18 protein-coding genes are annotated in these 20,871 nt (G+C 57.2%); 8 read left to right on the top strand and 10 right to left on the bottom strand.

From position 1 onward, the window contains the following. Positions 1-124: 124 nt before the first annotated feature. Together carB and B8P98_RS23590 are read left to right on the top strand one after the other, a co-directional pair. Entirely contained in the window at positions 125-3,349 is a 3,225-nt protein-coding gene (carB, locus tag B8P98_RS23595) for a carbamoyl-phosphate synthase large subunit (RefSeq protein WP_025713777.1), read from the top strand. Positions 3,350-3,518: 169 nt separating this feature from the next. Next, the gene (locus B8P98_RS23590) at positions 3,519-3,752 is read left to right on the top strand and encodes a YgdI/YgdR family lipoprotein (protein WP_002888059.1); all 234 of its coding nucleotides are present in this window, start codon (positions 3,519-3,521) and stop codon (positions 3,750-3,752) included. 48 nt (positions 3,753-3,800) lie between these two features. On the opposite strand, the gene B8P98_RS23585 is transcribed toward B8P98_RS23590, so the two are convergent. From B8P98_RS23585 to idnO, 3 genes are read right to left on the bottom strand one after another with little or no spacing between them, the layout of a single operon-like run. After that, positions 3,801-4,268 carry a YhcH/YjgK/YiaL family protein gene (locus tag B8P98_RS23585; protein ID WP_080897737.1) on the bottom strand — a complete coding sequence of 156 codons (468 nt, stop codon included), beginning with the start codon at positions 4,266-4,268 and terminating at the stop codon, positions 3,801-3,803. Continuing rightward, positions 4,265-4,795: a gluconokinase gene (locus B8P98_RS23580; RefSeq protein ID WP_025713775.1), complete on the bottom strand. Its 531-nt coding sequence runs from the start codon at positions 4,793-4,795 to the stop codon at positions 4,265-4,267. The genes B8P98_RS23585 and B8P98_RS23580 overlap by 4 nt, the downstream gene beginning before the upstream one ends. Before the next feature lie 15 nt (positions 4,796-4,810). Further along, complete coding sequence (gene idnO, locus B8P98_RS23575; RefSeq protein WP_008807482.1) at positions 4,811-5,575, bottom strand: gluconate 5-dehydrogenase; 765 nt, start codon at positions 5,573-5,575, stop codon at positions 4,811-4,813. Between the two features lie 236 nt (positions 5,576-5,811). Between idnO and B8P98_RS23570 the strand changes: the two genes are divergently transcribed. The 6 genes from B8P98_RS23570 to folA all read left to right on the top strand — a co-directional run bounded on the left by B8P98_RS23570 (position 5,812) and on the right by folA (position 12,480). Beyond that, positions 5,812-6,804 (top strand): LacI family DNA-binding transcriptional regulator, encoded by a 993-nt coding sequence (locus B8P98_RS23570; protein WP_008807481.1) that lies wholly within the window; start codon positions 5,812-5,814, stop codon positions 6,802-6,804. 210 nt (positions 6,805-7,014) lie between these two features. Further along, positions 7,015-7,965 (top strand): 2-hydroxyacid dehydrogenase, encoded by a 951-nt coding sequence (locus B8P98_RS23565; RefSeq protein WP_012542880.1) that lies wholly within the window; start codon positions 7,015-7,017, stop codon positions 7,963-7,965. 70 nt (positions 7,966-8,035) lie between these two features. Beyond that, positions 8,036-9,340 carry an MFS transporter gene (locus B8P98_RS23560; RefSeq protein WP_025713773.1) on the top strand — a complete coding sequence of 435 codons (1,305 nt, stop codon included), beginning with the start codon at positions 8,036-8,038 and terminating at the stop codon, positions 9,338-9,340. A gap of 95 nt (positions 9,341-9,435) precedes the next feature. Then, positions 9,436-9,969 (top strand): glutathione-regulated potassium-efflux system oxidoreductase KefF, encoded by a 534-nt coding sequence (gene kefF, locus B8P98_RS23555; protein WP_025713772.1) that lies wholly within the window; start codon positions 9,436-9,438, stop codon positions 9,967-9,969. Continuing rightward, on the top strand, positions 9,962-11,827 hold the full coding sequence (gene kefC, locus B8P98_RS23550) for a glutathione-regulated potassium-efflux system protein KefC (protein ID WP_025713771.1): 1,866 nt from the start codon (positions 9,962-9,964) through the stop codon (positions 11,825-11,827). The genes kefF and kefC overlap by 8 nt, the downstream gene beginning before the upstream one ends. A gap of 173 nt (positions 11,828-12,000) precedes the next feature. After that, positions 12,001-12,480 carry a type 3 dihydrofolate reductase gene (gene folA / locus B8P98_RS23540; protein WP_002888320.1) on the top strand — a complete coding sequence of 160 codons (480 nt, stop codon included), beginning with the start codon at positions 12,001-12,003 and terminating at the stop codon, positions 12,478-12,480. 173 nt (positions 12,481-12,653) lie between these two features. Here the strand turns inward: folA and B8P98_RS23535 are convergent, their stop codons facing one another. From B8P98_RS23535 to lptD, 7 genes are all read right to left on the bottom strand, one after another. Further along, complete coding sequence (locus B8P98_RS23535) at positions 12,654-13,640, bottom strand: IS110 family RNA-guided transposase (RefSeq protein ID WP_025714927.1); 987 nt, start codon at positions 13,638-13,640, stop codon at positions 12,654-12,656. Positions 13,641-13,922: 282 nt separating this feature from the next. Further along, entirely contained in the window at positions 13,923-14,771 is an 849-nt protein-coding gene (gene apaH / locus B8P98_RS23525; RefSeq protein ID WP_095033462.1) for a bis(5'-nucleosyl)-tetraphosphatase (symmetrical) ApaH, read from the bottom strand. 4 nt (positions 14,772-14,775) lie between these two features. Continuing rightward, positions 14,776-15,153, bottom strand: a complete 378-nt coding sequence (gene apaG / locus B8P98_RS23520) for a Co2+/Mg2+ efflux protein ApaG (protein ID WP_002888323.1) — start codon at positions 15,151-15,153, stop codon at positions 14,776-14,778. Between the two features lie 2 nt (positions 15,154-15,155). After that, the gene (gene rsmA, locus B8P98_RS23515) at positions 15,156-15,977 is read right to left on the bottom strand and encodes a 16S rRNA (adenine(1518)-N(6)/adenine(1519)-N(6))-dimethyltransferase RsmA (RefSeq protein ID WP_004204275.1); all 822 of its coding nucleotides are present in this window, start codon (positions 15,975-15,977) and stop codon (positions 15,156-15,158) included. Next, a complete protein-coding gene (gene pdxA / locus B8P98_RS23510; protein ID WP_025711032.1) occupies positions 15,974-16,963 on the bottom strand; it encodes a 4-hydroxythreonine-4-phosphate dehydrogenase PdxA in 990 nt (329 codons plus the stop codon). The genes rsmA and pdxA overlap by 4 nt, the downstream gene beginning before the upstream one ends. Positions 16,964-16,968: 5 nt before the next feature. Further along, positions 16,969-18,255: a peptidylprolyl isomerase SurA gene (surA, locus tag B8P98_RS23505; RefSeq protein ID WP_025711031.1), complete on the bottom strand. Its 1,287-nt coding sequence runs from the start codon at positions 18,253-18,255 to the stop codon at positions 16,969-16,971. A 54-nt stretch (positions 18,256-18,309) separates the two neighbouring features. Continuing rightward, positions 18,310-20,658: an LPS assembly protein LptD gene (gene lptD / locus B8P98_RS23500; protein WP_025711030.1), complete on the bottom strand. Its 2,349-nt coding sequence runs from the start codon at positions 20,656-20,658 to the stop codon at positions 18,310-18,312. Between the last annotated feature and the right edge of the window lie 213 nt (positions 20,659-20,871).

Genomic DNA, 20,871 nt, shown 5'->3' with positions numbered 1-20,871 from the left:
ACGGCGTTAAAAATTTGTTCAAAATGCTCATTTACGTTTTGTAAACTGCGCTTTCTCACAAATTTTTTCCTTGTCTACCCATCGCTCGCGACGACCATAAACAGGTTCTTCGGAGAAGAAAGCAATGCCAAAACGTACAGACATAAAAAGTATCCTGATTCTGGGCGCGGGCCCGATTGTTATCGGTCAGGCGTGTGAGTTTGACTACTCCGGAGCCCAGGCCTGTAAAGCCCTGCGTGAAGAAGGCTACCGCGTTATCCTGGTGAACTCTAACCCGGCGACCATCATGACCGACCCGGAAATGGCCGATGCCACCTATATCGAGCCGATTCACTGGGAAGTGGTGCGTAAAATCATCGAAAAAGAGCGCCCGGACGCGGTGCTGCCGACCATGGGCGGCCAGACGGCGCTGAACTGCGCGCTCGAGCTGGAGCGTCAGGGCGTTCTGGCTGAATTCGGTGTGACTATGATTGGCGCCACCGCCGATGCGATTGATAAAGCCGAAGACCGTCGCCGTTTCGATATCGCGATGAAAAAAATCGGTCTCGACACCGCGCGCTCTGGTATCGCCCACACGATGGAAGAAGCGCTGGCGGTTGCCGCCGACGTTGGTTTCCCGTGCATCATCCGTCCGTCCTTTACCATGGGCGGCACCGGCGGCGGTATCGCCTATAACCGCGAAGAGTTCGAAGAAATCTGCGAACGCGGCCTGGATCTCTCTCCGACCAACGAACTGCTGATTGATGAATCGCTGATCGGCTGGAAAGAGTACGAGATGGAAGTGGTGCGCGATAAGAACGATAACTGCATCATTGTCTGCTCGATTGAAAACTTTGACGCCATGGGTATCCACACCGGTGACTCCATCACCGTTGCGCCGGCGCAGACCCTGACTGATAAAGAGTACCAGATCATGCGTAACGCCTCGATGGCGGTGCTGCGTGAAATCGGTGTCGAAACCGGCGGCTCTAACGTACAGTTCGCGGTCAACCCGAAAAACGGTCGCCTGATCGTTATTGAAATGAACCCGCGCGTCTCCCGCTCCTCGGCGCTGGCCTCCAAAGCGACCGGCTTCCCGATTGCTAAAGTGGCAGCCAAGCTGGCGGTAGGTTATACCCTTGACGAGCTGATGAACGACATCACCGGTGGCCGCACGCCGGCTTCTTTTGAGCCGTCCATCGACTACGTAGTCACTAAAATTCCACGCTTTAACTTCGAAAAATTCGCCGGCGCCAACGATCGTCTGACAACCCAGATGAAGTCTGTCGGCGAAGTGATGGCGATTGGTCGCACCCAGCAGGAATCCTTGCAGAAAGCGCTGCGCGGTCTGGAAGTGGGCGCCACCGGCTTCGACCCGAAAGTGAGCCTCGACGATCCGGAAGCGCTGACCAAAATCCGCCGCGAGCTGAAAGACGCCGGCGCTGAGCGTATCTGGTATATCGCTGACGCGTTCCGCGCGGGCCTCTCCGTCGACGGCGTCTTCAACCTGACCAACATCGATCGCTGGTTCCTGGTGCAGATTGAAGAGCTGGTACGTCTGGAAGAGAAAGTGGCGGAAGTGGGTATCAACGGCCTCGACGTTGACTTCCTGCGCACCCTGAAGCGTAAAGGCTTTGCCGATGCGCGTCTGGCGAAGCTGGCGGGTGTGCGTGAAGCGGAAATCCGCAAGCTGCGCGACCAGTATGACCTGCATCCGGTCTACAAACGCGTGGATACCTGCGCGGCGGAATTTGCTACCGATACTGCCTACATGTACTCCACTTATGAAGAAGAGTGTGAGTCCAACCCGTCCGTTGACCGCGATAAGATCATGGTTCTCGGCGGCGGCCCGAACCGTATCGGTCAGGGTATCGAATTTGACTACTGCTGCGTACACGCCTCGCTGGCGCTGCGTGAAGACGGTTACGAGACCATCATGGTCAACTGTAACCCGGAAACCGTCTCCACCGACTACGACACCTCCGACCGTCTGTACTTCGAGCCGGTGACCCTGGAGGACGTGCTGGAAATCGTGCGCATCGAGAAGCCGAAGGGCGTTATCGTCCAGTACGGCGGCCAGACCCCGCTGAAGCTGGCGCGCGCGCTGGAAGCAGCCGGCGTGCCGGTTATCGGTACCAGCCCGGACGCCATCGACCGTGCGGAAGACCGTGAGCGCTTCCAGCATGCGGTTGACCGCCTGAAACTGAAGCAGCCGGCGAACGCCACCGTGACTGCGATTGAGCAAGCGGTTGAGAAGGCAAAAGAGATCGGCTATCCGTTGGTGGTGCGCCCGTCTTACGTGCTCGGCGGTCGGGCGATGGAGATTGTTTACGACGAGCAGGATCTGCGCCGCTACTTCCAGACTGCGGTCAGCGTCTCTAACGACGCGCCGGTACTGCTGGATCGCTTCCTCGACGACGCGATTGAAGTGGATGTCGATGCTATCTGCGATGGCGAAATGGTGTTGATTGGCGGCATCATGGAGCATATCGAGCAGGCAGGCGTTCACTCCGGCGACTCCGCCTGTTCCCTGCCAGCCTACACCCTGAGCAAAGAGATTCAGGATGTGATGCGCGAGCAGGTGCAGAAACTGGCCTTCGAGCTGCAGGTTCGTGGCCTGATGAACGTCCAGTTCGCGGTGAAAGATAACGAAGTTTATCTGATTGAAGTCAACCCGCGTGCTGCGCGTACCGTACCGTTTGTCTCCAAAGCCACCGGCGTACCGCTGGCGAAAGTGGCGGCGCGCGTGATGGCGGGTAAAACCCTGGCGCAGCAGGGCGTGACCAAAGAGATCATCCCGCCGTACTACTCGGTGAAAGAGGTGGTCCTGCCGTTCAACAAATTCCCGGGCGTTGACCCGCTGCTGGGGCCAGAAATGCGCTCTACCGGGGAAGTGATGGGCGTCGGCCGCACCTTCGCTGAAGCGTTCGCCAAAGCGCAGCTGGGCAGTAACTCGACCATGAAGAAACAGGGTCGCGCACTGCTCTCCGTCCGCGAAGGCGACAAAGAGCGCGTGGTCGACCTGGCGGCGAAGCTGCTGAAGTTCGGCTTCGAGCTGGATGCGACTCACGGCACGGCGATTGTGCTGGGCGAAGCGGGCATTAACCCGCGTCTGGTGAACAAGGTGCATGAAGGTCGTCCGCACATTCAGGACCGCATTAAGAATGGCGAATATACCTACATCATCAACACCACCGCAGGTCGCCAGGCGATTGAAGATTCCAAGCTGATCCGCCGCAGCGCGCTGCAGTACAAGGTGCACTATGACACCACCCTGAACGGCGGCTTTGCCACCGCGATGGCCCTGAACGCCGACGCCACCGATAAGGTGATTTCGGTTCAGGAAATGCACGCGCAAATCACCAAATAAGCGCACCGGCCTGGCCGGATAGCTACAAACGTGGGCTGACGACATCGTCAGCCCTTTTTTATGGGCTGCGGCCATCTTCGGAGAGTTCTGCTTTTAACCCCCTGTCGGGTCAGGCTAACTATAGTTAGCACCATAACGATACCTATTGATGAAAAGACAGGAGGATACAATGCGGAACAATATTCTGGTGGCATCCGCACTGGCAGCGACGGCAATCATGTTCGTGGCCGGCTGCTCATCGAATCAGTCGATCAAAACCACCGACGGCAAGACCATTGTCACCAGCGGCAAACCGCAGGTGGATGATGATACCGGCCTCGTTTCTTACAAAAATGCCGAAACCGGCCGCGTGGAGCAGATTAACCGCGACCAGGTAAAATCCATGGATGAGCTGGATAACTAAGTGGTTATCCCAGGCCCCGCGGGGAGCGTGCGGGGCCGAACGATCGCGTTACAGCAGCGCGCGATCGATTTTGACCACGATTTTGCGCAACGCTGCGCCTTGTTCGAGGCAGGCCATCGGGCGGTGTAATTCACCGGGGAAGAGGATCGCCAGCTCTTCCGGGTGGAGATGAATCAGCGTTTCGCTGTCGATAGCCTGGCAGAAACCGATATCCTGCGCCGTGTTGAAGGGGCCATCTTCAACGACCGGCAGCCCTTTATTCCCGGCACCGATGATCTCTTCGCCTTTCAGCACAATGTGAATATCGAGATATTGACGATGATATTCCGGACGTTGCTCGCCCAGCGGCCGGGTATGGCCTTCGACGACGGTAAAAAACACATTATCACTCTCGACGGTATATTTCCCCGGCGGCAGCGCGTGCGGTTGTTGCTGTAACACGGCCTGCAGCGCCTGGCGAATCACCGGCGGATAGAGCTCATTTTCGGCGGCGGCGGTTAAGGTATCGATAATCATGCCGGGATCCTCTGCGGTTGTTGCGGATGAAGTAACGTTAATGAGTGGGCGACAATACTGGCGACGTCGGGGGTAATATCGACGGCCAGAACATCGCTTTCACTGGCGTCTGGCGTCTCCAGGGCGGCGAACTGGCTACGCAGTAGCGCCTCTGGCATAAAGTGGCCTTTACGCTGGCGCATACGCTGCAAAATGCAGTCATAATCCCCGGTCAACCACAGGAAGCGTAGCTTCGCGTTCCCCTCACGCAGGCGGTCGCGATAGCGCTTTTTCAATGCGGAACAGACCAATACACCAGACTCGTTTTTCTGCTCAAGGCTGAAAATAACGTCGGCGATACGCGTCAGCCACGGTTGACGATCCTCATCATTCAGCGGCTGGCTGGTGGCCATTTTGACGATATTGCTGCGTGGATGAAGGTCGTCGCCGTCGATAAATTTCGCCCCCAGCGCGTGGGCCAATGCCTGACCGACGGTGGATTTGCCGGTCCCGGAGACGCCCATCAAAATAATGCATTGTCCTGCCATCATGCGCTCCCTCACTCAGACCGCGACCAGCATGCCGCCATCAACAAACAGCAGATGGCCGTTGACGAAATTCGACGCGTTTGACGATAAAAAGACGGCAGCGCCGACCAGCTCCTGCGGATCGCCCCAGCGGGCGGCAGGGGTGCGTTTGCATAACCAGTCGGTAAACGCCTTATCCTCAACCAGCGTCCGGGTCATCGCCGTATTAAAGTAGCCCGGGGCAATGCCGTTGACCTGAATGTTGTGCCGCGCCAGCTCAACGCACATCCCGCGGGTTAGCATCTTCACCGCGCCTTTGGCGGCGGCGTAGGGGGTGATGGTGTCGCGCCCCAGCTCGCTCTGCATGGAGCAGATATTGATGATTTTTCCCTGCTGGCGGTCAACCATGCGCTTCGCGACGGCCTGAGAGACGAGAAATACCGCCGTCTGGTTAACTGAAATCACGTCATTCCATTCCTGCACCGGGAATTCGGTAAACGGGTGGCGGCGCTGGATCCCGGCGTTATTGAATAACACGTCAATCGGGCCAAGATGCGCTTCGATATTGGCAATGGCTTCTTCAACGGCCTCGGCATCGGTCACGTTAAATACCGCAGCATGGGCGGTGGCGCCTTCGTCGCGGAGCTTCATCACCGCATCGTCCGCTCGCGGGGCAGAAAGGTCATTAATAATGATTTCTGCGCCATATTGCGCCAGACCCTGGGCCATGACAAAACCGATCCCCTGTCCTGCGCCCGTAATTAAAATGCGTTTACCTTGTAAGCTGAAAAGATCGTTCATCTCGATATCCTGATTAGCGGCTGAAGAAAACCTGTGCCCTATCTCACGGATTTTTACCGGGGGAAACTGTGATGAAGATCACTCGAAACCGTGTTACAAAAAGGGGTTACCTTAAACGTGACGCTGCCGGTAAATCTCGCTGACTCAACGGGTTAACGGCTACGGACTGGCATTCTCTTTTGCCACCCCGACAGGCATAATGGCCTGAAGCAGTCAGGTATTTGGCGGACACACAGATGAAAGCACAACGCATTACTCTCCATGATATTGCCGAGCTGGCTGGCGTAACCAAGATGACCGTTAGCCGCTATTTGCGCACCCCGGAAAAGGTGAAACCGGAGACGGCGGAGCGCATTGCCAGCGTGATAGCGGAGATCGGCTATCAGCCCGACCCGGATAATCCGGCGATGACCAGCGTCGCCGTGCCGCGGATTGGCGTACTCATTCCCTCCTTTCATAATCAAATTTTTGCCGATCTGCTGGCCGGCATCGAATCTGTCGCCGCCGGGCATGGCTACCAGACGCTGGTGGTGAATTACGACTACGATCGCCAGCGTGAAGAGGAGCAGATTGCCGCCGTGCTGGCGTTTAACGTGAAAGGACTGCTGCTGACCGAGTCGGTGCACTCCCTGCGGGCGGACAAGTATCTGAATGCCGCGAAGATCCCGATCGCCGAAGTGATGGGGCTGGCGGAGAATCCAGGACGCATTAACGTCGGATTCGATAACTTCCAGGCCGGCTTCGATATGACCACCATGCTGCTGGCCAGCGGTAAACGACGGATCATCTACTTCGGCTCGATGTCCGACGTCCGCGACGAGCAGCGTTATCTGGGCTACTGTCGGGCGATGGAGAATGCCGGGCTGGCGGTGGGGCGCATTGCGCCGAATAAAGTCTCGTCGGTTTCCATTGGCACCGGCATGATGACCCTGGCGCGGCAAATGTACGCCGATATGGACGGTATCCTGTGCACTAATGACGACCTGGCGGTGGGCGTGTTACAGGAGTGCCTGGCATCCGGTATCAGCGTGCCCCAGGAGCTGGCTATCGCGGGCTTTCATGGCCTGGAGATCGGCCAGATCGTCTCTCCCCGGCTGGCCAGCGTCCTGACGCCGCGCTTCGAGATGGGTAAGGTGGCGACAGAGATTTTAATAAAGAAAATCAAAGGACTGCCCACTATTGAAAAGGTGGATCTCCACTACCGCCTGTCGATGGGCGAAACGATTTAACGGCCACCAGCTAGCGCCTGTCGTGTGTTAGCGAAAGGTTAATGCGCGCGCGGTCCATCGCCTGTCTGGTCGCCGTTTTGTCTTCACGATCACGCGTCCGGTAACATGCATTTTTAACACGATTCAGCGTGATACAGATCGCAAAATCCCCCGATAAAAACCCGTTTGATAGTGGCTACCGTCGTAACCAAACGTCAAACAGGTGATCTGATGAAGAGTGTTATTCCCCGCGCTGTCCTTTTAGTGGCCCCCGTAATTGAAACCCTGCAGCTGCAGCTGGCGGAGCATTTCCCGCTGCTGCGTCTCTACGAGCAGGACGATCCGATCGCCTTTCTGCGTGAACAAGGAGAGAACATTGCCGTCGTGGTCACTCGCGGCGACGTCGGCGTAGCAAACAGCGTCCTTGAGTTGCTGCCTCAGGCTGGGCTGATTGCCATCTTCGGCGTCGGTACCGATGCGGTGGATCTGGCGTATGCCCGCTCGCGGCAAATTGCCGTCACCATCACCTCCGGGGTGTTGACGAATGATGTCGCTGACCTGGCGATGGGGCTGCTGCTGGCCGGTTCCCGTCAGCTCTGTCAGGGCGATCGCTTTGTCCGCGAGGGACGCTGGCTGAGCGGTGGTATGCCGTTGGCGACTCAGGTCAGCGGGAAGCGTATCGGCCTGCTGGGTATGGGGAATATTGGCCAGGCGATCGCCCGCCGGGCGCGGGGTTTTGATATGCAGGTGCTGTATACCGACCGTAAAAAGATAGCGGGCCTCGATTATCAGTGGTGTGCCGACCTGCATACCCTGGCACATGAGAGCGATTTTCTGGTGATTGCCGCATCCGGCGGCGAGGCGAACCGCGGCATCATCGACGCCTCGGTGTTTAACGTGATGCCGGCGCATGCCTGGCTTATCAATATTGCCCGCGGTTCGCTGGTGGATGAAAAGGCGTTGATCCACGCGTTACAAAACGGCGTTATCGCCGGGGCCGGGCTCGATGTTTTCGAACAGGAACCCCAGGTCCCGGCGGCGCTGATCGCCCTCGATAACGTGGTGCTGCAGCCGCATGTCGCCAGCGCCACGCAGGAAACACGACAGAAAATGAGCGAAGTGGTTTTTGCTAACGTCGCCGCCTGGTTTGCCGGCGCAGCGCTGCCAAACGCTATCGATTAATGAGCTTTTTATTTCTGTACCCGCGCGATCTCAATCAAAACAATAACCTCTGCATAGAGAGTGCAAATATATGAACGAGAAAATTCCCAGCACCCGTTGGCTGCGTATCATTGTGCCGGTGTTAATTGCCTGCATTATGTCATTTATGGACCGGGTTAATATTAGCTTTGCCCTGCCAGGCGGCATGGAGGCCGATTTAGGCATTACCAGCCAAATGGCCGGCGTGGCCAGCGGTATCTTTTTTATTGGTTATTTATTTTTGCAAATTCCCGGTGGGCGAATTGCGGTTAACGGCAGCGGTAAAAAATTTATTGCCTGGTCGCTGGTAGCCTGGGCTATCGTTTCCGTGGCGACAGGGTTTGTGACTCATCAATATCAACTGCTGGTGCTGCGATTTATTCTCGGGGTTTCTGAAGGGGGAATGCTGCCGGTAGTGCTGACCATGGTCAGCAATTGGTTTCCGGAAAAAGAGCTGGGTCGCGCGAACGCGTTTGTGATGATGTTTGCCCCGCTCGGCGGCATGCTCACCGCGCCGGTCTCCGGCGCCATTATTGCGGCGCTTGACTGGCGTTGGCTGTTTATCATCGAAGGGCTGTTGTCGCTGGTGGTGCTGGTCGTGTGGTGGTTTATGATCAGCGACCGTCCGCAAGAGGCCCACTGGTTGCCCGCCCGCGAGCGTGACTATCTGGTGACCACCCTGGCCGCCGAGCGTGCGGCGAAGCAGGCAGAAGCCCCTGTCAGCAAGGCGCCGGTGAAGGATGTGTTTGGTAATGCCGGACTGATGAAGCTGGTGATCCTCAATTTTTTCTACCAGACCGGGGATTATGGCTACACGCTGTGGCTGCCGACCATTCTGAAGGGGTTAACCGGCGGCAACATGGCCAGCGTTGGCTTCCTGGCGGTGCTGCCGTTTGTCGCCACGCTGGCCGGGATCTATGTGATTTCGTTGTTCAGCGACCACAGCGGTAAGCGTCGTCTGTGGGTTCGCTTCTCGCTCTACAGTTTTGCGGCAGCGCTGGTGGCGTCGGTAGTGCTCCGCGACCAGATGGTGGCGGCCTATATCGCACTGGTGATCTGCGGTTTCTTTCTCAAATCGGCTACCAGTCCGTTCTGGTCGATGCCGGGGCGTATCGCTTCGCCGGAGGTGGCGGGCAGCGCACGCGGAGTGATCAATGGCCTGGGCAATCTCGGCGGATTCTGTGGCCCCTATCTGGTGGGCGTGATGATGTATCTCTACGGCCAGAATGTGGCGGTCTGCGCCCTGGCCGGTTCGTTGATTATCGCCGGCACAATGACCTTTCTGCTACCGAAGCAATGCGATCTGGTCGACAACGATTCTGATGTGGCGATCAAGAATCAACCCCGAAATGCGTAACCCACTGCGACATAAATCACAGTTATCATTGTAAGCCGTTGGCTTAACTGTCTACACTCTTGCTGATTATGACAAGAGCAAACGCAGGCCAATCAATGATTCTGATAATTTATGCGCATCCTTATCCGCAGCATTCTCATGCGAATAAGCGAATGCTTGAACAGGCAGGGACGCTTGAAGGCGTAGAGATACGCTCCCTCTATCAACTCTATCCTGACTTTAATATCGATATCGCCGCCGAGCAGGCGGCGCTGGCCCGTGCCGATCTGGTTATCTGGCAGCATCCCATGCAGTGGTATAGCGTACCGCCGCTGCTGAAGCTGTGGATGGACAAAGTGCTGGCGCACGGCTGGGCCTATGGCCACAACGGTATTGCCCTGCGCGGTAAATCGCTGATGTGGGCGGTGACCACCGGCGGCGGTGAAAGCCACTTCGACATCGGTTCATTTCCCGGTTTTCCGGTGCTGGCGCAGCCGTTGCAGGCAACTGCGCTTTACTGCGGCATGAAATGGCTGCCGCCGTTTGCCATGCACTGCACCTTTATCTGCGATGACGAAACGCTGCAGGAGCAGGCCCGCCATTATCGTCAACGCTTAATTGACTGGCAGGAGGCACATCAGAATGGATAGCCATACGCTGATACAAGCGCTGATTTACCTGGGCGCCGCGGCGCTGATTGTGCCCATCGCCGTCCGCCTGGGGCTGGGGTCGGTGCTGGGCTATCTGATCGCCGGCTGTATTATCGGCCCGTGGGGGCTGCGGCTGGTGACCGACGCCGAGGCGATTCTGCACTTTGCCGAGATCGGCGTGGTGCTGATGCTGTTCGTCATTGGTCTGGAGCTGGATCCGCAGCGGCTGTGGAAGCTACGCGCCTCGGTGTTTGGCGGCGGCGCGCTGCAGATGGTGGCCTGCGGGGTGTTGATCGGCTTGTTCTGCATGCTGCTGGGCCTGCGCTGGCAGGTGGCCGAGCTGATCGGCATGACCCTGGCGCTCTCTTCCACAGCCATTGCGATGCAGGCGATGAATGAGCGTAATCTGACGGTGTCGCAGATGGGGCGCAGCGCCTTCGCGGTGCTGCTGTTTCAGGATATCGCGGCGATCCCGCTGGTGGCGATGATCCCGCTGCTGGCGGCCAGCGGTGGCGCCACCTCGCTGGTGGCGTTTGCTCTTTCCGCATTGAAGGTGGCCGCGGCGCTGGCGCTGGTGGTGGCCCTGGGGCGCTATCTGACCCGTCCGCTGCTGCGCTTTGTCGCCCGTTCCGGACTGCGCGAAGTGTTCAGCGCCGTGGCCCTGTTCCTGGTTTTCGGCTTTGGTTTATTGCTGGAAGAGGTCGGGCTGTCGATGGCGATGGGGGCGTTTCTCGCCGGGGTGCTGCTGGCCAGCTCCGAGTATCGTCATGCGCTGGAAAGCGATATTGAGCCGTTTAAAGGACTGCTGCTGGGGCTGTTCTTTATCGGCGTCGGCATGTCGATTGATTTCGGCACTCTCGTGACCCATCCGCTGCGTATTGTGATTTTGCTGGTCGGTTTCCTGGCGATAAAAATGCTGATGCTGTGGCTTATCGCCAGGCCGCTTGGCGTGCCGCGCGCCCAGCGCCGCTGGTTTGCGGTGCTGCTGGGGCAGGGAAGTGAGTTCGCGTTTGTGGTCTTTGGCGCCGCGCGGATGGCGGATGTACTGGACGGCGAATGGGCAAAGGCGTTGACCCTGGCGGTCGCCCTGTCGATGGCGGCAACCCCCATTCTGCTGGTGCTGCTGACCCGCATGGAGAAATCGTCCAGCGGCCAGGCGCGTGACGCTGACGAGATTGATGAAGAGCAGCCGCGGGTGATTGTCGCCGGCTTTGGCCGCTTCGGACAGATTGCCGGGCGACTGCTGCTCTCAAGCGGGGTGAAGATGGTGATCCTCGATCACGATCCGGACCATGTCGATACCCTGCGCAAATTTGATATGAAGGTCTTCTACGGCGATGCCACCCGGGTCGATCTGCTGGAGTCAGCCGGTGCGGAAAAGGCGGAAGTGCTGATCAATGCCATTGACGATCCGCACGTCAGCCTGGAGCTGGTGGCGAGGGTGAAAGAACATTTCCCGCATCTGCAGATTATCTCCCGCGCCCGCGATGTCGATCATTATATCCAGCTGCGTCAGGCTGGCGTTGACGCGCCGGAGCGTGAAACCTTCGAGGCCGCGCTGAAGTCCGGCCGAATGACGCTGGAGGCGCTGGGGCTTGGCGCCTATGAAGCGCGCGAGCGGGCCGATCTGTTCCGTCGTTTCAACCTGCAAATGGTCGAAGAGATGGTGGCGATGGCGGAAAACGACGCGGCGTCGCGGGTGGCGGTCTTCAAGCGGACCAGCGATATGCTCACCGGCATCATCAACGAAGATCGACATCATCTGTCGCTGGTGCAGCGCCATGGCTGGCAGGGAACGGAAGAGGGCAGGCATACCGGGGATATTGCCGATGAGCCGGAAAATAAGCCCTCTGCCTGACGCTAACCAGTAACATTTTGTTTTCTTTTAGATCCTCTTCTGGCGGCCCACGGTGTGAACGTGGGCTTGCCAGCAAATCAGAAAATTTTCTTATTCTTTACTCTCCGCCCAGTCGACGAAGTTGTACGCTTTCCGTATAGTGGCGACAATTTTTTGTACTCAGGAATGAATGAATGATCAGTCTGATTGCGGCGTTAGCGGTAGATCGCGTGATTGGTATGGAAAACGCCATGCCATGGAACCTGCCTGCCGATCTCGCCTGGTTCAAGCGCAACACGTTAAATAAGCCGGTAGTGATGGGGCGTCTGACCTGGGAATCCATTGGACGCCCGTTGCCGGGGCGTAAAAACATCGTGATCAGCAGCAAACCCGGCAGCGACGATCGCGTGCAGTGGGTCTCCTCCGTTGAGGAAGCGATTGCCGCCTGCGGCGATGTGGAAGAGATTATGGTGATTGGCGGTGGACGCGTGTATGAGCAGTTTCTGCCGAAAGCGCAGAAGCTGTATCTGACTCATATCGATGCGGAAGTGGAAGGCGATACTCATTTCCCGGATTACGATCCGGACGAGTGGGAATCGGTGTTCAGTGAGTTTCATGATGCCGATGCGCAGAACTCCCACAGCTACTGCTTTGAGATCCTCGAACGCCGTTAAGCGGGAAGGATTGCCATGAAAAAACCCCGGTCGCGTCTGACGTAACCGGGGTTTTCTTTTGCATGAATTCCGTGACGATGGCGCACGCAGTACCTCGTCATATTTCCCGTCGCGGGCTCCGTCTTCCGGGAGTGCTGCCCGTGGCTACAAATGGCACGGAAATGTAGATACTGTTATGCCATGCAAGCATTTTCCGTATGCTGCGTGGCATCGAACGGGCGTCCCGATTTCAGGACCCCGTACGCCACCTGTGCCAGCTTCCGCATCATTGCACCGATGATCAGCTTTGCATTTTTTCCGCTCTTCTCCAGTCGTTCCCTGAATATCCGACCCCATTCTGTCTTGTACAGCGTCACCATTGCCGGCATGTACAGCGCACGGCGCAGCGACATATGACCCATTTTACTCATCCGACTCACCCGCCGGATGCTGCTGCCTGATTCATGCTGCTTTGGTGTCAGACCCGCGAACGCCGCGAACTGCCTCGCTTCCAGGAATCTGTTTTTCAGCCCCACGTAAGCCAGCAACACCGCCGATGTTTTCGCTCCGATCCCCGGGATACTGTCCAGCAGTTTGCGACGGTGCTTCATATCCGGATCATCATCCGTCAGGTCTTTTATCTGCTTTTCGATACGCTTCAGTTCCGTCTCCAGCCACAGCAGGTGCATGTCGATACTCGGCAACTGAACTTCACGGGCACTTTCCCGCCGGTTCTGCTCCTGAACATGCATTTCCGTCAGTGCCTGATGCCGCAGCACCAGCGCCCGCAGGGCCCGCTCAACCGGATGGGGGGCTTCCCATATCACCGGGCGTTTCTCCCGGCAAAAATACGCCAGCTGGCGGGCATCCACCGTATCGGTTTTGCTGCGTATTCCCTGGCTCTGGACGAACGCTTTGCTGAGCAACGGATTGATAATGGAGACCAGATACCCCGCGTCAGAGAGATGAGCGGCGACATCTTCCATATACGTCCCGGTCGCTTCCATGCAGACGTGGGCATTGCTGACCTGATGACCGCACAACCAGCTGACGAGCTCGTTATGGCCTTTTGGGGTGTTGGCAAATTTCTTGCTGCGGTGACGGCCATCAGGGCGCAGCATATCGACATCGAGTTTAGCTTTGGCAACATCAATGCCGATAAAGTGGAGTTTGTTTTCCATGGTGTAACCATCCTTGCAAATGCGGGGTACCGGGTGTTCCGGTCCATGATACTGTTCGGTTTATCACTTGTGGAGGAGCGCAGTCCGGTGCGAATTATCTACGACACAGATTTGAGGATCTAAGGTCGGGTGCGGCATCCGGACTGCATGGCAGAAAGAACTGGCCGGTTCTCTCTGCACGAAAGGAATAATACAAGGTCGGGTAAGGCGTTAGCCGCCACCCGACAAAACGGCGCCGCAGGTTGCCCGGATAAGGCGCAACACGCCACCATCCGGGAAGACTCAGGACGCGACGGCTTCCCCTTCGTCGAGGCTTTTCTGGCGGTTCGACGGCTGGGTGAAGTACTGCTTATCTTCCCAGCGCAGGCAGGTGAGTTCCCCGCCCCAGCAGCAGCCGGTATCCAGGGCGTAAATCCCCTCCGGCGTGCCGCGTCCCTCCAGCGAAGCCCAATGCCCAAAGGCAATACTGTACGCACTGCTCACCGGGCCCGGAATGGCAAACCACGGCTTCAGCGGCGCCGGGGCGTCCTCGGGCGCTTCTTTCGAATACATATCCAGCTGGCCGTTCGGGAAGCAGTAGCGCATGCGGGTAAAGGCGTTAGAGATAAAGCGCAGGCGCGCCAGCCCGCTCAGCTCGTTGCTCCAGTGGTTCGGCATGTCGCCGTACATGGCATCCAAGAAGAAAGGATAGGAGTCGCTGGAGAGTACCGCTTCAACATCGCGTGCGCACTGCTGGGCGGTCTCCAGATCCCACTGCGGCGTGATGCCGGCATGGGCCATCACCAGCTTTTTCTCTTCATCCACCTGCAGCAGCGGCTGGCGACGCAGCCAGTTGAGCAGCTCATCGGCATCCGGCGCTTCCAGCAGTGGTTTCAGACGATCCTTTGGCTTGTTGCGGCTAATACCGGCAAAGACCGCCAGCAGGTGTAAGTCATGGTTGCCCAGCACCAGTCGCACGCTGGCGCCCAGAGATTTGACATAGCGCAGGACCTCCAGCGACCCCGGGCCACGGGCCACCAGATCGCCGGTGAGCCATAACATGTCGGTGCTCGGGTCGAATTTAACCTGCGCTAATAATGCGATCAGTTCATCGTAGCAACCGTGAACGTCGCCAATAAGGTATGTTGACATTGTTTTAATGAATGAGCGTTGGAACTGCGAGACGGAACACAGGGATCTCGATACGGAACGGCGCGCCGTCGATATCGATCATCTCATAATGACCCTGCATGGTTCCCAGCGGCGTTTCAATGACTGCGCCGCTGGTATATTGATATTCACCGCCGGCGGGAATATGCGGTTGCTCGCCGACCACCCCTTCACCCTGAACTTCAGTCTCACGACCGTGGCCGTTAGTGATGAGCCAGTAGCGGCCAAGCAGCTGAACCTGACTCCGCCCCAGGTTGCGAATGGTGACGGTGTAAGCGAAGACATAGCGCTCTTCTTCCGGGGAAGACTGCGATTCGATATAGACGCTCTGTACCTGGACACACACCCGGGGCGAATGAATCATGGTTAGCTCTCCTTCGATGGCAGATTGTCAGACAGCCAGTTGGCCATCTGGCAGTACTGCGCCACGGAAATATTTTCTGCGCGCATAGCCGGGTCAATGCCCAGCTCGGTCAGCACTTCCACGCTGAACAGATTGCCGAGACTGTTGCGGATGGTCTTGCGGCGCTGGTTGAACGCTTCGGTGGTGATGCGGCTCAGCACCCGGATCTCTTTGACCGGATACGGCATGGTGCTGTGCGGCACCAGGCGTACCACCGCGGAGTCGACCTTAGGCGGTGGGGTAAACGCGCTTGGCGGCACTTCGAGCACCGGGATCACCTGGCAATAATATTGCGCCATTACGCTTAATCGACCATACGCCTTACTGTTCGGTCCGGCAACCAGACGATTCACCACTTCCTTCTGCAGCATAAAGTGCATATCGGCAATGGCATCAGTATAGCTGAACAGATGGAACATCAGCGGGGTCGATATATTGTATGGCAGGTTGCCGAAGACGCGCAGCGGCTGGCCCATTTTCTCCGCCAGTTCGCCGAAGTTCATGGTCATCGCATCCTGCTGATAAATAGTCAGCTTCGGTCCGAGGAACGGATGCGTCTGCAGGCGGGCGGCCAGATCGCGGTCCAGCTCGATAACGGTCAGCTGATCCAGACGTTCGCCGACCGGCTCGGTGAGTGCTGCCAGACCGGGGCCGATTTCAACCATCGCCTGGCCTTTCTGCGGATTAATCGCCGAGACGATGCTGTCGATCACAAACTGATCGTTGAGGAAGTTCTGCCCGAAGCGTTTACGGGCTAAGTGGCCCTGATGGACTCGATTATTCATTGGGTATTAACAATCATTTTGATGGCGAGATTAAGCGCCGTGATAAAACTGCCGACGTCCGCTTTCCCCTGGCCGGCTAATTCCAGCGCGGTGCCGTGGTCAACGGAGGTACGAATAAAAGGTAAACCGAGCGTAATGTTCACGCCGCGGCCAAAGCCCTGGTATTTTAGCACGGGCAGGCCCTGATCGTGGTACATCGCGAGTACCGCATCGGCATGATCAAGATATTTCGGCTGGAAGAGGGTGTCTGCCGGCAGCGGACCGCTGAGGTGCATCCCCTTTGCGCGCATCTCTTCCAGTACCGGAATGATGGTCTCTATCTCTTCCGTTCCCATATGGCCGCCTTCGCCGGCGTGCGGGTTAAGCCCGCAAACCAGTACGTGCGGCTGGGCAATACCGAACTTTGTGCGCAGGTCGTGATCGAGAATGGTGATGATCTCGCGCAGCAGGTCGGGCGTAATCGCCTCGCTGATGGCTTTCAACGGCAGATGGGTGGTGACCAGCGCCACCCGCAGCTCTTCGGTCGCCAGCATCATTACCACTTTACTGGCCTGGGCACGTTCTTCAAAGAACTCGGTATGGCCGGTAAAGGCAATGCCGGCATCGTTGATATTGCCTTTGTGCACCGGGCCGGTCACTAACGCCGCAAACTCGCCGTTCAGACAGCCGTCGCAGGCGCGCGCCAGCGTCTCCACTACGTAGGCGCCGTTTTGGACATTCAGCACGCCGGGTTCCGCCGGAACGTTCAGCGGCACATTTAGCAGCGTCAGGGTACCGGCACGCTGCGGGACGGGCGGTTGCGCAGGATCGTATGGAAGGAGCGATAAAGGAAGACCGAGCCGCTGGGCTCGGTCAGTTAACAGGGCGCCGTCGGCGCAGATCACCAGCTCAACTGGCCAGTCGCGCTGGGCAAGCTGCACGACCAGGTCAGGGCCAATCCCGGCGGGTTCGCCGGGAGTGATAACAACTTTACGGGTTTCAGGCATCGATATTAGTTGCTCAGAATTTTAACGTACGCACTGGCGCGCTGTTCCTGCATCCAGGTTGCCGCTTCTTCAGAGAATTTGCGGTTCATCAGCATGCGGTAAGCACGATCTTTCTGCGCGGCATCCGTTCTGTCAACCTGACGGCTATCCAGCAGTTCGATCAGATGCCAGCCAAAGGAGGAGTGCACCGGTCCGCTGGTCTGCCCTTTGTTCAGACGCATCAGCGCATCGCGGAATGCCGGGTCGAAGATGTCTGGAGTGGCCCAGCCTAAATCACCGCCCTGGTTTGCCGAGCCCGGATCTTCAGAATAGGTTTTCGCCGCTTGAGCAAACGTGATTTTCCCGCTCTTAATCTCGGCGGCGATCTGTTCCAGCTTAGCCTGAGCCTGGGCATCGTTCATGATCGGTGACGGCTTAAGCAGAATATGACGGGCGTGAACTTCGGTGACGGAGATATTCTGGGTACCACCGCGCAAGTCGTTCACTTTCAGAATGTGGAAGCCAACGCCGGAACGAATCGGACCGACGATATCCCCTTTCTTCGCCGTGCTTAACGCCTGAGCGAAAATACCCGGCAGCTCCTGGATACGGCCCCAGCCCATCTGGCCGCCCTTCAGCGCCTGTTGGTCAGCGGAGTAGGTGATAGCCAGTTTGCCGAAGTTCGCACCGCTACGCGCCTGCTCAACGATGGAGTTTGCTTGCTCCTGGGCTGCGGCGACTTCGTCAGAGGTCGGGTTTTCCGGCAGCGGGATCAGGATGTGGCTCAGGTTGAGCTCGGTGCTGGCATCGTTCTGGTCGCCGATCTGTTTCGCCAGCGCTTCCACTTCCTGTGGCAGCACGGTGATGCGACGACGCACTTCATTGTTACGCACTTCCGAAATCAGCATCTCTTTACGGATCTGGTTACGGTAGGTGTTATAGTTGATGCCTTCATAGGCCAGACGGCTGCGCATCTGATCCATGGTCATATTGTTTTGTTTAGCGATGTTGGCGATAGCCTGGTCGAGCTGGTCGTCAGAGACCTTCACGCCCATCTTCTGCCCCATCTGTAATACGATCTGGTCCATGATCAGTCTTTCGAGGATTTGATGGCGCAGGGTGGCGTCATCCGGCAACTGTTGGCCAGCCTGGCCAGCGTTGAGCTTAACCGATTGCATCAAACCATCGACGTCGCTTTCCAGCACGACGCCATTATTGACGACGGCCGCTACTTTATCGACCACCTGGGGGGCAGCGAAACTGGTATTCGCGATCATGGCGATACCGAGAAGCAGCGTTTTCCAGTTCTTCATACTTTTTCCATTTCGATTAACCGCAAATGCGGATGATGTTGTAAACCAGCCGCATCACAGGGAGCTCTGGTACGGTAAAATGTTCGAACGCAGCATCTGCTGGGTGCCGAGGCCGTAGTTAGAGCTCAGACCGCGCAATTCGATATTGATTCCGAAGGTGTTATCGTATTTGCTCTCGCCGCCGTTGTTGTTGCTATCCCAGCCGTTGACTTTACGTTCGTAGCCAAGACGGATGGCGTAGCAGCAGGAGTTATACTGGACACCTAACATCTGGTTTGCTGCTTTCCGGGTATTGGTATCGTAGTAGTATGCCCCGACCACGGACCAGCGATCGACGATCGGCCAGCTGGCGGTCATCCCCACCTGCGAAATACCCTGTTTGTATTGTTCAGCCGTGGAATACGATGGCAGTGTGGCCTGAATATATTCCGGGCTGGCGTAACGATAGTTAAGCTGGACTAAGCGGTTCTCATCCCGACGGTATTCAATGGTGCCGTTACCGGTGGCGACGTTATCCAGACGCGTATCGTACTGGATCCCCCCGCGCAAGCCCCAGTCATCGGTAATGCGCCAGTAAGTATCGCCAGCCCAGACCAGTGAACCCGTGGTGTCGTTGTTCTCCCAGTTGATGTTGTCATCACCGGTGCGTGACTCGGTGAAATAGTAGATTTGACCAACGGAAATATTAAAACGTTCCACGGCGGCGGCATCATACACGCGGGAGGTGATCCCGGTGGAGAGCTGGTTGGCCGACGCAATGCGGTCCAGACCACTGTAGGTGCGGTCGCGGAACAGACCGCTATAGTCTGACTGTAACAGCGTAGAGTCGTAGCTGCCGATTTCACTCTGATCGCGGTACGGTACGTAGAGATACTGCATACGCGGTTCCAGCGTTTGGGTGAATCCCTCCTGCAGGTCGCGTTCAAAGACCATTTTACCGTCGACTTTAAACTGCGGCATCACGCGGCTGACGGACTCTTTATAGTCGGTGCCGTTGGCCGCATTGTACTTATCGAGGTTGCTCTGCTGGTAGTGGGTCGCCAGCAGCTTGGCTTCAGTATTCAGGCTACCCCAGCCGTTGGACAGCGGCAGGTTGATCGTCGGTTCGAAGTGAACGCGGGTGGCTTCTGGCATGTTGTTATTCGAGTTAACAAAATGGGCAACCTGACCGTACAGATGGGTATCGAACGGTCCGACATCATTCTGGTAATAGTTGACGTCCAGCTGCGGCTGAGCCGAGTAGGAGTTGCTCGATTCCCGGTCAAAGACCTGGAACTGCTTGGTTGAGACCGTGGCGTCAAAGTTCTGATTGACGTAACCGGCGCTGAACTTCTGTGTGGCGTAGCCGTCAGTACTGGAGCCATATTTCGAGCTGAAATCGCTGAAGTAGTCAGGATCGCTAACCTTGGTGTAGTCAGCGTTCAGACGCCAGACCTGATCGATAACCCCGGAGTGGTTCCAGTAGAACAACCAGCGGCGGCTGTTGCTGTCTTTGGAGTGGTCGTCTTCATAGACTTTATCCGACGGCAGGTAGTCGAATTCGGTTAAGCCGCTGCCGAGATGGGTCAGGTAGCGGAATTCGTTTTCCCACATCACACCGCCGCGTTTGTTCATATAGTGCGGGGTGATAGTGGCATCGAAGTTCGGCGCGATATTCCAGTAGTACGGCAGGGAGAATTCCACACCGTTTTTGGTGCTGTATTTGGCGTTCGGGATCAGGAAGCCAGAACGACGCTTATCGCCCACCGGCAGCTGCAGGTAGGGACTGTAGAAGATTGGCACGGAGCCAAGCTTAAAGCGGGCGTTCCAGATCTCGGCGACCTGTTCCTCACGGTCGTGGATGACTTCGCTGCCCACGACGCTCCAGGTGTCGGAGCCCGGCAGACAGGAGGTAAAGCTGCCGTTTTCCAGAATGGTATAGCGATTTTCGCCGCGCTGTTTCATCAGGTCCGCGGTACCGCGTCCCTGGCGGCCGACCATTTGATAATCACCCTGCCAGACGTTGGTGTCTTTGGTGTTCAGATTCGACCAGGCTTTTGGCCCTTTGAGGATCACCTGGTTATCGTCGTAATGGACGTTGCCCAACGCATCCACCGTTCGCACCGGTTGCGCCTGGCCTGCGGCCTGCTGCTGATGCAACTGAACTTCGTCGGCTCGTAGACGGCTATTCCCCTGGTTAATATCGACGTTGCCAGTGAAGACGGCATTATCCGGGTAGTTGCCCTTCGCATGATCGGCGTTAATCGTCACCGGCAGATCGCCAGGCCGCCCTTCCACGAGCGGACGATCAAAGCTTGGCACGCCAAGCATACATTGCGTTGCGAGATCGGCAGCGAGGCCTTGTTGGCTATACAAGGCGCTGGCAATCATCGTAGCCAGGAGGCTGGGAATACGTTTTTTCATACGTTGTATTTATTGTTCCATCATCTTGTGGCAGCGGCTTGCAAACGGTCAGAGCCTAACTTACTCAACTTTATCACGCTAGTGTTAATCCTGCCCGTTTCGGGCCCGAGCGTTAGGCACCCTGTTGAATGACGAGTATGATAAAGCAAATTATAGGCTATGTCCCACAATTGACCGAGGCGCGAGTGCCGGTTAACGTGCGGTCATATTCGA

This window comes from Klebsiella quasivariicola, from assembly GCF_002269255.1.
Taxonomy (GTDB): domain Bacteria; phylum Pseudomonadota; class Gammaproteobacteria; order Enterobacterales; family Enterobacteriaceae; genus Klebsiella; species Klebsiella quasivariicola.
The sequence above is the reverse complement of the archived record's forward strand: the minus strand, read 5'-3'. Positions and strand labels throughout refer to the sequence as shown.